Consider the following 11043-nt stretch of genomic DNA (forward strand, 5'->3'; position numbering starts at 1 on the left):
TGAGCCTGAGCCGGAGCTGCTGAGGCAGTGGGTACCGTCACGGCGCACCCGTCTCGTTGGCCGCCGCTTCCGCGGCCTCGACGAGCTGCCCGAGCACTCGGCGCAGCTCCTGGAAGGCGGGCGTCAGCTTCAGCTCCGGGGGGCGCGGCCGCGGCAGTGGTATCGCCAGCGTGTCGGCGACCCGGCCCGGATGGGGGGCGAGCACGACCACCCGGTCGGACACGTAGATCGCCTCCTCAAGGTCATGGGTGACGAACAGGACCGTCATCCGCGACCGCTCGAAGATCTCGTCGAACTCGGTCTGCAACCGCTGCTTGGTCATCATGTCGAGCGCGCCGTAGGGCTCGTCCATGAGCAGCACCGGCGGGTCGACGGCGAGCGCGCGGGCAATGTCGACCCGTTTGCGCATGCCACCGGACAGCTGCCGCGGCCACAGACCGGCGCTGGCCCGCAGTCCGACCAGGCCCAGTGCCTCGTCGACCAGTCGCTCCCGCTGCCGGCGTGGCACGCCGCGGACCTTGAGGCCGTATGCGACATTCGTCCGGACGCGCATCCACGGGAAGACCGCGTCGTCCTGGAATACCATCGCGCGCTCCGGCCCGGTCCCGGTGACGGCCCGGCCGTCGTACCGGACCTCGCCGCGCTCCGGCCGGACGAATCCCGCCACGGCGCCGAGCAACGTGGTCTTGCCGCAGCCGGACGGGCCGACCAGCGCGACGAACTCGTGTGGCTCCACGGCCAGGTCGATGTCGGCCAGGATCGTCCGCCCGCCGAGCCGGACGTGCAGCGAGCTCAGCTCCAGGCGTCCCGCGGGCGCGGCCGTCGAGCCCGCAGCCGGCGGGCCGGTGTCCAGCGGGCCCGGTACGCGGCTCATGTCAGCTCACCCCGGCGTGCTTCAGCGGCACGCCGCCGCGGCCGAGGCCGTCGGTGTTGACTCCCCGGTCCCAGTCGAACGGCAGCGGCCGGGCGTGGTGCATGGCGATCCAGAGTCGCAGCAGCAGCCGCCGCTGGGCGGGGTCGTCCGCGTCGTGGAACCGGGACCGGCCGTGCAGCACGCTGTAGTTGTTGACGACCATGAGATCGCCGGAGGTGAAGTCGACCTCCGCCCCGCCCTCCGCGGAGATCTCGTCGAAGACGTCCATCAGGCGGCGCTGCCGCGCCGTGAGCATTGGCACCCCGGGCGCGGTCTGTGCCCCCTCGATCATCTCTCGCGAGTAGCGGGTGCTGATCGACCTTCCGATGATCACACAGAGCCGGGTGAGGTAGAACGGGTCTTCACCCTCGGGCTGCTCCTCGTTGCGGTCGAACGCGAAGTAGTCCTCCAGCAGCGGCACGAGCAGCTCCGGCTCGCGCCGCGCGATCTCCCGGACGGTACGAGCCGAGCTGGAGATGAACGAGTTGCCGCCTGTGACGGCCTGGCGCACGCACATCAGGGCCAGCAGGTCCGATCCGTCGGTGTGGTGGCGCAACGGGTCGTTGGTGTCCTCGGGCTTCGTGTCGCGGCCTCGCCGGGGGTCGCGCAGGTCCCGCAGGTGGGCCAGGATCGTGCCGCCGCCCATCTGGTTGACGGGCCGACCGAGGCGACTGCCGATGGCCCAGAGCAGGTTCTCGTTGTAGGCGAGGTCGGCGTCATCGCGGCTCACCGGCAGGTTGCGCAGCCGCGCGATGCCGACGCCTCCTTCTAGCGAGCTCTCGCAGCGCTGGAAGAACGCGTCCAGGCCCTCGGTCACGGCGAGCCAGACACCTGGATACGGGTTGGCCCGCCAGTCACCGGTCGCGGCGCTGGCCACGCGCACCGCCTCGCGCAGCTGGTCCGCCTCGCCATCGGTCAGCGTGAGTTCCCAGCTGTCGCGGCGCGCTTGGAGGGCGGCCGCGTCCCAGCAGGCTGGGTCCTCGATCGTCGCGATGTACGCGGCGACCTTCGGCAACCCGGCGCTGCGGGTCGCGTCGAATGGAGCCGCAACCGTCATCGAGCCCCCTGCGAAACTTGGCATACCAACCTGGTATGCCAAGTTGGTATGCCAAGTGAAGACACCCTTGATGACGGCCCGCTTGCCCACCCGTTTCGGTGCGGTAAAAGACGCGCTCGGGCCGATCATGGCGACTCCGCTGGAGCAACACTGGTATGCCAGAATGGGAGCGGCGGTTCGAACCTGAGGATGATCGCGGAGATGCGCACGGTATGGACGACGAGCAAGCGGTGACCGACCAGCACGTGGGCGAGGACGTCCCCTGGCCCACGGAATCGCTGGCGGACAAGGTCTACCGGGAGATCCGCGATCGCATCATCGCCGGCACGTACGCGCAGGGATCACGCCTGCGGGAGCGGGAGATCGCCGACGCTCTCGGCGTGTCCCGCATACCTGTACGGGAGGCGCTGCCCCGCCTCCAGTCGGACGGCTTCATCACCACGTCGCCCCGGCGCGGGGCGACGGTCGCGGAGCTGACGATGCGCGACATCGAGGAGTTGTACGCCGTCCGGCTGGGCGTCGACGTCTACGGCACGCGGCTCGCCGCCCAGCGCGTGGCCGCCGGCGCGTCGCCGGCGGCCCTGGTCGCGGCGGTCGACGCGGCCGACGACGCGCTCGCGAGCGGCGACTTCGCGGCGATCATCGCGACGAATGCCGACATCCACGAGGCGATCATCGAGCTCGCCGAGAACTCGCTGCTGTCAGCCCTCATGCGCCCGGTTTCCGGGCGTGCTCGCTGGATCTCGCGGCTGTCCGCGCACCCCGACCCGCGCGTCGCGTGCCGCGAGCATCACGACCTTCGCGAGGCCATCTGCTCCGGCAACGCCGACCTCGCCGCGGCACTGGCCTACGCGCATATCGAGGGCGGGCGGGAGCCGACCCTGGAGGTTCTCAAGGGCATCTTGCTGCCCGGCTGACCTCACCGGCCACCACCAGCACCAGCCACCACCAGCAAGATCATGACGGCACACCGCGGCATCGGGGGTGCACCGCCCGCCGGTCCGGCCGGTATACCGGCGGGACCAGCGGGCGGGCGCCCGTTCGCGGGCCATCAGCCGAAGAAGACCTCGGCCTCGGCGTAGAGCTCCTCGGGGACGGTCTTGAGCTCGACGACGGCGTCGCGCAGCGGGACGAGCTCGATGCGGGTGCCACGCAGGGCGGTCATGACGCCGAAGTCGCCGTCGTGGACCGCATCGATCGCGTGCAGGCCGAACCGGGTCGCCAGCCACCGGTCAAACGCCGTCGGGGTGCCGCCGCGCTGGACGTGGCCGAGCACGGTCGCGCGCGACTCGTGGCCGGTCCTCGCCCTGATCTCGGCCTCCAGCAGGCCGGAGATGCCCTGCAACCGGACATGGCCGAAGGAGTCCAGCTCGCCCTCCTTGACCACCATCGTCCCCGCGAGCGGAGTGGCACCCTCGGCGACGACGATGATCGGCGCGTAGTGGGTGGCGAACCGGCTCTCGACGAAGGCACAGACCTTGTCGATGTCGAACGGTCGCTCCGGGATGAGGATCACGTTCGCACCGCCGGCCATGCCGCTGTGCAGCGCGATCCAGCCCGCGTGCCGGCCCATCACCTCGACGATGAGCACCCGGTGATGACTCTCCGCCGTGGTGTGCAGCCGGTCGATGGCCTCCATCGCGATGTTGACCGCGGTGTCGAAGCCGAACGTGTAGTCGGTGGCGGCCAGGTCGTTGTCGATCGTCTTGGGCACGCCCACGACCGGTACCCCGGCGTCGTCGTACAGACGGCTCGCGACGCCGAGAGTGTCCTCACCGCCGATCGCGATGAGCGCGTCGACCCCCAGCTCCGCGAGGTTCGCCTTGATCCGGTCGGACCCACCCGCGATGTTGTACGGGTTGGTCCGGCTGGAGCCGAGGATCGTGCCGCCGCGCGGCAGGATCCCGCGCACCGCCTGGATGTCGAGCACGCAGGTGTCGTTCTCCAGCGGCCCGCGCCACCCGTCGCGGAACCCGACGAAGTGATGCCCGTAGACCCCGATGCCCTTGCGCACGATCGCGCGGATCACCGCGTTGAGCCCGGGGCAGTCGCCGCCCCCCGTCAGCACACCGATCTTCACGGCCTTGGTCCTCCAACGGTCGACGAAGCCGATCGATGACGGAGCGTAAGACGAGGTGATGGCCATCACAAGGTCCACATACCGCCAACCGCCTGGTCGACAGCATCACATCCACGGCCGGCAGTGGTCTCGTCCGCAGAAGGCGGGTCGGGCCGTGTCCTTCGGCCCACATCGACGTCCCGACCAGCACTCGCGTCGCGGTGCCTTCTCCTACGAGGCGGCCGCCCGATGGGAGCGCAGCGGAGCAAGCACCCGCCAGCGGGCCAGGTTGTGGCGGGCGTCGACCAGCGCGTCGTGCGCGTCGGCCGGCGGCGCGGGCAGCCGCGGCTGACCTGTCTCGTCCCACAGCTGCCGCAGGTCACGGGTGAACCGTGGCAACGGCCGCGGCAGGGCCGGCATCATCCCGAAGAGCTGGCACAACACGACGTGGTCATAGGCGCCGTACCAGGCCCACAGCTCCGGCTCGCCGTCTGCGGTGAGGAAGGCGAGCAGGTCGTCGCGGATCCGGGCGCGCGAGCGCCACGCCGACGCTGACGGGGACGGCAGCTGATCGAGGACGTTGCGGCGCACCCACGGTCCCGCCCTCGTCGGATCGAACTCGGTGGAGACCGCGTAGAACTCCCGCTCCCCGTCCTCGCTCACCACCCCGATGCTGACCAGGTCGAGCCAGAAGTGGCCGCCGTCCAGCCGCTCGATGAACTCGGTGTCGTAGAAGTACCGGCCGCCACTCACTCCCCCAGTGAACCCGTTCCCTCTCCCCTCCGGTCGGGCGGGCCGCCGTTACGCCCGACACGACGAGAGGAGACGGGGGAAAGGCCCGTGCGCCGGTCACGACCGAGGTCGCTAGAGGGCCAATGGGCATGCAAAAATGATCTTCTTTCGCACAGCTGGAGGCCGTTGTCCCCAGGATCGCTAACGGCCATCGGCGAAGGTGGCGGGCGGCTGGGGCGAGTGGTAGTCGGGCACGAGCTCCTTCGCGAGATGCTCGAGGAAAAGGCCGGTGTCGGCCACGACGCCGAGGCCCTGCGAGGCCGCCCGGTCGGTCAGCGCGGCGACGGTCGCCGGGTTCATGTCGACGGCGGCCAGCGGCACCGACGCCGGCAGGATGTTGCCCGTCGCGACCGCGTGCAGCGCGGTCGCGATCATGATGGTGAAGCCGACGCCGCGCAGCGCGGCCCGCATCGCGCGCTGGCCGCTGAGCACGTCGGTGTGCACGTCCGGCAGCGGGCCGTCGTCGCGCACCGAGCCGACAAGCACGAACGTCTTGTTGGCCTTCACCATCGCGTGCATGACGCCCTGGGCGAGCACGCCCTGCTCGACGGCGGCGCGCACCGAGCCGGCCCGGCGGATCGTGTTGATCGCGCGGATGTGCTGCTCGTTGCCACGCTGCACGCGCTTGCTGCGCAGCGGGCCGATGCCGATCGGGTGGCCGTAGAGCGCCTGCTCGATGTCGAGGGTCGCCAGCGCGTTGCCGGCGAACAGCACGTCGACGTAACCAGCCTCGACGAGGGCGACCAGCGCGCCGCCGGCCCCGGAGCTGATCGCCGTCTGCCCGAGCACCCACAGCACCTGCTGGTTCTCGGCCTTGACCTCGCGGATCTGGCGGGCGATCGCGCTGACGAGCATCGCCTGCGGCTGGGTGGACCCGACGGGTGGCAGCGACATCGCGCCGAAGGTGCCGTAGGAGCGGGCCGAATGGGTGGAGTGGTCGGTCATCGGCAGCACGACCTTCACCCCGGACGACCCACACACGATCTTGTCCCCGGCGCGGACCTCGGCGACCGGCACCGTGCGGACCCGGCCGCCGGACACGACCAGGCCGCAGTCCATCTCGGGCTGCTCGACCGGCACCCACTGGCCGTCCAGATGAACGACGGTCTCCAGGTTGGTGGTGGCGTAGAAGTCGGAGGGGAACACGCCGTCGCGGTCCGCCGGGCGCAGCACGGCCTCGCCCGGGTCGACACGGTTGACGCCGTGAACCTGGATGCGCATGAGGATCCGCATGAGCAGGTCCTCGGTGTCCGCCCCGACCGTGATCACCGCATGGGACTCGTCGTCGTGCGTCCGGCCCAGGTCTATCCGGTCGACCCCGTAGTCACCGCCGTAGTCGAGCACGTCGTCGAGCACACGGGCGAGCACGCCCGTGTCCATCAGGTGCCCGTGGACCTCGACCTTCTCGTAGAAACGCACGCCGCCGTCCCTCCCTGTCCAGTTCGGCGGCGGTCCCGGCCCTGGACCGCCCGCCCCTCACCGCCCGCGCCGAACACCCGACCACCGGCCCGCCGTCCGCCCCACCCCGCCGTCGACCAGCCGCCCCCCAGGCGGCCGGCTCGCTCGCCGGCCACGTTTCGGACGATCATGCCGGTACGGCGCCGAGCGCGCCATCCCGCCAGGCGAGGTTCTTCCCTCGGTGTGGCGGGTATCCCCCCGCCCTGCCCATGACCCGCCCCGGCGGGCGGTGGCGCCCGCTCGTGGGCGGTATCCACCCAGCGTGACGCACGCCGGGCCGACGCGCCACGCTTGGGCACCGAGGCGGGCAGCGCGGTGGCGCCGTCCGCTCGAGCCCAACCAATCAGAGGACGGCGCCGTTGTCCGGCCCGTCGTCGTCGGTGGGAGGACGCTCACCCAGCCGCGCGACCAGCGCGCCGACGCCGCCCAGGATGAGCGCCACGCCGGTGATCTCGCCCGCGCCGCCCGTCGCCTGGCTGACCAGCGCGGGGACGACCAGGATCAGCACGCCGAGCGCGATCGCGCCGAGCGCGATCCCGGTGGCGGGCCTGACCCAGCCGGCCCTCGGCGGTGGCGGCGGGACATAGTGCACGTCCTCGTCCAGCAGGTCGTCCTCGTCACCCGACGCGGCACCGCCGCCGCCGGCGTCATCCGCGCGTCGCCCACCGGCGCCCTCGACCAGCCCGCGCCCGACGGCGTCGTCGAGCAGGTCACGGCCGCTTCGCCCACCCGGCCACCCGCCGGCACCGTCGGCGAGACCAGACGCCGGCGGCGCGGCGCCCGCCGGGTCGGGCGGAGCGCCGTTCTCGCCGCCATCCGCGGCGTCGTCGCCGGCCAGCCGGGCGGAGCCGGACGGCGACCGGACGTCCCCCGGCGCATCCGACCCGGGGGTGACATCCTCGGCCTCCGGCCAGGTGTGCTCCGCTGGCTCGTCGTCGAAGTGGGAGACCAGCTCGGCGAAGACGTCGTCGTCGGCCGGTTGGTCGGCGTCGCCGTCAGCCGGCCGCGGGCCGGGGTTGTCCGCCATGGTCGTCAGCCGTCGCCCTCGGCCACGACGACCGGCTCCACGCCGTCACCCGCGCCCTGGGCCGGGACGGCGACGAGCTGACGAACGAAGTCCAGGCTGCCCCGGAAGATCGTCTCCTTGTCGTTGTCGAGCGTGGCGACGTGGTAGCTGTCGGGCAGCAGCCGCTCGGTCACCGGCGCCGAGGTCACCCCGGCGAGCAGCCGTCTCCCGGAGCTGGGTTCGACCACATGATCGACGACGCTGCGGAACGTCAGAACCGGGCTCACGATCCGCCGCAGGTCCGGAACGGTGATCTTCCACAGTTCCCGCAGCGACACGAAGGCGCGCACGGAGACCCGGTCGTAGCCGATCTCGGCGACCCCGTCGGCCTTGACGTCGCTCGCGATCCCGGGGACCGACCGGCGGACCTTGGCCAGCAGTGGGGCGATCTTCGCGTCCCAGCGGTCGGTGCCGAGGCTCGGGTTGACGGTCACCGCGCCCGCCACCTCGGCGCCGCGCTCCTCGGCGAGCCGCAGCGCCAGCGTGCCACCCATCGACAGGCCCATCACGAAGACCTGGGAGCAGTGGGCGCGCAGGTCGCCGAAGGCCTCGTCGACCGCGCCGTACCAGTCACGCCAGCCGGTCACCGCGAGGTCCTGCCAGCGGGTGCCATGCCCGGGCAGCAACGGGCAGCGCACCGTCAGCCCGGCGGCGGCGAGGAACTCCCCCCACGGCCGCATGCTCTGGGGCGTGCCGGTGAACCCGTGTACCAGCAGCACGCCGATGTCACCCCCTCCACCCAGCTCGAAGGGCTCCGCGCCCGGCAGCACCGGGCCGGAGCTCGCCGCCGCGTCGGCGGACGCCGCCGTCGTACGTCCGGCACCAGCCATCTGATCCGCCTTCCCCCGTCAACGCGTCGTCCACCTAGAGGGCCAAAGGAGGTGCGAAGATGCTCTTCCTTCGCGCCTCCGGCAGCCCCTGCCCCAGAAACACCAGAGGGCCAAGGGAAGTGCGAAGATGCTCTTCCTTCGCGCTTCCGGCGGCCACCGTCCCCGGAGGCCTGGCGGGAACACACCAGTATCGGAATGCTCGCACGGCATCGCCGGCCAGACCACGGCCACCATCAGACCGGGTACGCCCGGCGTCGGATGCTTTGACCGGGTCGTGGGAGTGTCCCGGCGGTGGACCGGCGGTGACCGCGGGCTGGATGCGCCGGCGCCGGCGGCGGGGATTGCTCCCGGGCGTCGCCGCGGAAGGCTAGGGTCGATTCGACCATCGGGCGCGGCCACGGCGCGGCGGTGGCACCGTGATGCCGGGAGACCTCGCCGTCGGCGACCTTGACCGCGAGGCACGACGGTGGCGGGGAACCTCGGGAGTGGGGAACCGCGATATCGGGAACCACGGTGCGGACGGACCGTGGCGCAGGGTCCGGGCGCCGGGAGGGCAGGTGGCCGCGGCGCGGCCGAGCAGGGAGCTGGCGTGTTCTACTGGATGCTCAAGGTCATCCTGTCCCCGTTCCTGCGCACGTTCTACCGACCCTGGATCGAGGGCCTGGAGAACGTGCCGGCGGAGGGGCCGGCGATTCTGGCCGGCAACCACCTCTCCTTCCTGGACTCGATCTTTCTGCCGCTGATGCTTCCGCGGCGGGTGACGTTCCTGGCGAAGATCGACTACTTCACCGGCAGCGGGTTGAAGGGCACCGCGAAGCGGATGTTCTTCAGCGGCGTCGGGCAGCTGCCGATCGACCGCAGCGGCGGTAAGGCCAGCGACGCCGCGCTGCGCTCCGGGGTGCGCGTCCTGGGGCAGGGCAAGCTGCTCGGCATCTACCCCGAGGGCACCCGCTCGCCGGACGGCCGGCTCTACCGCGGCAAGATCGGCGTCGCCCGGATGGCCCTGGAAGCCAAGGTCCTGGTCGTGCCGGTGGCGATGTTCGGGACCTTCGAGGTGCAGCCGCAGGGCCGCACGATCCCGCGGATACGCCGGGTCGGGATGCGCATCGGCCGCCCGCTGGACTTCAGCCGCTACGAGGACATGGCTGATGACCGGTTCGTGCTGCGCTCGATCACCGACGAGATCATGTACGAGCTCATGCAGCTGTCCGGCCAGGAGTACGTCGACATGTATGCCCAGAAGGCCAAGGACGATCTCGCGGCCGCCCGCGCGGTCGCCACGGCCGAGGCCACCGGCACCGGCACCGGCACCGGCACCGGCACCGGCACGACGTCACCCGACGGCGCGGTCAAGCCAGCCAAGCCGGTCAAGCCGGTCAAGCCGGTCAAGCCGGCGAAGCTGGCCGGCACGCCCAAGCCAGCGAAGCTACTCAGGCCGGGCCGGGCAGGCACGTTCACCAAGCCGGGCAAGCTCACGAGTCCGCTCAGCGGGGCCGCGGCGGCGCCGGCGTCCGCGGCGGCGCTGGCGAACACCGCCGCCGCCGAGCACCCGCCGACGGAGATCCCGCCGTCGCCGCGCCCGCAGGGGCCGGACGTCGCCGCCGACCTGCCTCCCGACCCGCTCCAGCGCTGAGCTTCGCGACCATCCTGGCGCGCGGGCCGACCCGCCGCGACCCACCAGACCGCGAGACGGCGCACACGGCAGGATAGAGGACGTGGGGGCATATTTCTGGCCGGGTCGGGCAGCGGGGCAGGGCCCCCGCCGGCTCACCGCCGGCGCGGTCCTGGCCGGCGTCCTGTTCGCGCTGACTCCGGCGTCGCCGCTGTCCGCGGCGACGGGAGCGCTCGCCGCCGGCGCCGCGACGCAGCCCCCCACCACGCCGTCCCACGCGCCGCCTGGGACCGTCACCAGGACCAACCAGTACCTGACCGACGCCCAGGGCCGGGTGCTGGTGGCGCACGGCCCGATGCTCACCGCCGGGGTGACCCCGGGCGAATCCGACCTGGATGCCTGGGTCGGCGCCGGTCTCAGCGCGGTGGGCGTGACGGTCGCGCTGACCTCCGCGGGCGGCTTCCCCGACTCACGGCCAGGCGCCGCCGCCACCACCGTGGGCGACCCCGGCCTCGCGCAGGCGGCGGGCGTCGTCCGCACTCTGACCGACCGGGGCTTCCGGGTGGTGCTGCGGGTGGTGCCAGCGGCCGGTGGCGGGACCGCGCCCGCGGCGACGCTGACGGCGGCGGTCAGCCGCCTGGCCGCGGCGTTTCGGGGCACCGGCGGTCTGGTCGGGTACGAGCTCACGGCCGCCGAGTCCGCGCGTGCCCCCGGCGTGGCGAACGCCGTCGTCGCCGCCGACCCGTTCCACCTGCTCTGGCGCGAGCGGCCCGCGCCGTTCGACCCGACGGCGACGGTCGCCGTGAACGACCCGGCCGGCTACCTGACCGGCCCGGCCGGCACCGGGGACGGCGCCGTCGCCGCGTTCGCCGCCGCCGCCGACGGCAACCAGATCGGCTGGTTCTACCCGGTCGGGGCCGGCGGCGCGGGCGGCCCCGTCGCCCTCCCCGCGGCGCTCGCCCGTCCTTACCCGATCGCCGTCGCGGGTGAGGTCTCCCAGTTCGGCGTCGACGGCGCCGGCACGTTCACCCTGCGCTACGGCACGACGCTGCCCGTCGGCAAGCCCGCGCCGGGTGGACTGCTCACCGCGGTCAGCCTGCCGGCCGCCGCCTACCCGACCGGCTACCAGGTCCAGGTGACCGGCGCGAAGGTGTTCTCCCGGCCTGGTTCGGCGCTGCTGTGCCTGGCCGCCGAACCCGGCGCCACGGCGGTCTCGCTCACGGTCACCCGGGCCCCGTCCGGCCAGGCGCCGGCCC

10 protein-coding genes are annotated in these 11043 nt (G+C 72.5%); 3 read left to right on the forward strand and 7 right to left on the reverse strand.

What is annotated here, in order from left to right:
• Positions 1 to 37 precede the first annotated feature (37 nt).
• Together FRCN3DRAFT_RS0238655 and FRCN3DRAFT_RS0238660 are read right to left on the reverse strand one after the other, a co-directional pair.
• Positions 38 to 874 (reverse strand): ABC transporter ATP-binding protein, encoded by an 837-nt coding sequence (locus FRCN3DRAFT_RS0238655; protein WP_007517880.1) that lies wholly within the window; start codon positions 872 to 874, stop codon positions 38 to 40.
• Position 875: 1 nt separating this feature from the next.
• Positions 876 to 1970, reverse strand: a complete 1095-nt coding sequence (locus FRCN3DRAFT_RS0238660; RefSeq protein ID WP_027141327.1) for a TauD/TfdA family dioxygenase — start codon at positions 1968 to 1970, stop codon at positions 876 to 878.
• A 212-nt stretch (positions 1971 to 2182) separates the two neighbouring features.
• Here FRCN3DRAFT_RS0238660 and FRCN3DRAFT_RS0238665 point away from each other — a divergent pair, with 212 nt between their 5' ends.
• Positions 2183 to 2887, forward strand: a complete 705-nt coding sequence (locus FRCN3DRAFT_RS0238665) for a GntR family transcriptional regulator (RefSeq protein ID WP_106410603.1) — start codon at positions 2183 to 2185, stop codon at positions 2885 to 2887.
• 134 nt (positions 2888 to 3021) lie between these two features.
• Here the strand turns inward: FRCN3DRAFT_RS0238665 and FRCN3DRAFT_RS0238670 are convergent, their stop codons facing one another.
• The 5 genes from FRCN3DRAFT_RS0238670 to FRCN3DRAFT_RS0238690 form a co-directional block, all read right to left on the reverse strand.
• Positions 3022 to 4050: a 6-phosphofructokinase gene (locus FRCN3DRAFT_RS0238670; protein ID WP_027141329.1), complete on the reverse strand. Its 1029-nt coding sequence runs from the start codon at positions 4048 to 4050 to the stop codon at positions 3022 to 3024.
• A gap of 210 nt (positions 4051 to 4260) precedes the next feature.
• Positions 4261 to 4782, reverse strand: coding sequence for a polyadenylate-specific 3'-exoribonuclease AS (locus tag FRCN3DRAFT_RS0238675; RefSeq protein WP_007517888.1), 522 nt, complete (start codon positions 4780 to 4782; stop codon positions 4261 to 4263).
• 180 nt (positions 4783 to 4962) lie between these two features.
• Complete coding sequence (locus FRCN3DRAFT_RS0238680) at positions 4963 to 6240, reverse strand: ornithine cyclodeaminase family domain (RefSeq protein WP_007517890.1); 1278 nt, start codon at positions 6238 to 6240, stop codon at positions 4963 to 4965.
• 382 nt (positions 6241 to 6622) lie between these two features.
• A complete protein-coding gene (locus FRCN3DRAFT_RS50340; protein ID WP_007517892.1) occupies positions 6623 to 7306 on the reverse strand; it encodes a hypothetical protein in 684 nt (227 codons plus the stop codon).
• A 5-nt stretch (positions 7307 to 7311) separates the two neighbouring features.
• The gene (locus FRCN3DRAFT_RS0238690; protein WP_007517894.1) at positions 7312 to 8175 is read right to left on the reverse strand and encodes an alpha/beta hydrolase; all 864 of its coding nucleotides are present in this window, start codon (positions 8173 to 8175) and stop codon (positions 7312 to 7314) included.
• A gap of 589 nt (positions 8176 to 8764) precedes the next feature.
• Between FRCN3DRAFT_RS0238690 and FRCN3DRAFT_RS48390 the strand changes: the two genes are divergently transcribed.
• Both FRCN3DRAFT_RS48390 and FRCN3DRAFT_RS48395 read left to right on the forward strand, forming a co-directional pair.
• Entirely contained in the window at positions 8765 to 9808 is a 1044-nt protein-coding gene (locus FRCN3DRAFT_RS48390) for a lysophospholipid acyltransferase family protein (protein WP_007517896.1), read from the forward strand.
• 82 nt (positions 9809 to 9890) lie between these two features.
• The coding region (locus FRCN3DRAFT_RS48395; protein ID WP_051467458.1) for a hypothetical protein at positions 9891 to 11043 on the forward strand (1153 nt) is incomplete at its 3' end.

Source organism: Pseudofrankia saprophytica, assembly GCF_000235425.2.
GTDB lineage: Bacteria > Actinomycetota > Actinomycetes > Frankiales > Frankiaceae > Pseudofrankia > Pseudofrankia saprophytica.

Excerpts from the sequence above, each read along its gene's own strand:
- FRCN3DRAFT_RS0238665 (WP_106410603.1), top strand. The coding sequence starts at position 2,183 with ATGGACGACGAGCAAGCGGTGACCGACCAGCACGTGGGCGAGGACGTC.
- FRCN3DRAFT_RS0238690 (WP_007517894.1), bottom strand. The coding sequence starts at position 8,175 with ATGGCTGGTGCCGGACGTACGACGGCGGCGTCCGCCGACGCGGCGGCG.
- FRCN3DRAFT_RS50340 (WP_007517892.1), bottom strand. The coding sequence starts at position 7,306 with ATGGCGGACAACCCCGGCCCGCGGCCGGCTGACGGCGACGCCGACCAA.
- FRCN3DRAFT_RS0238655 (WP_007517880.1), bottom strand. The coding sequence starts at position 874 with ATGAGCCGCGTACCGGGCCCGCTGGACACCGGCCCGCCGGCTGCGGGC.
- FRCN3DRAFT_RS0238660 (WP_027141327.1), bottom strand. The coding sequence starts at position 1,970 with ATGACGGTTGCGGCTCCATTCGACGCGACCCGCAGCGCCGGGTTGCCG.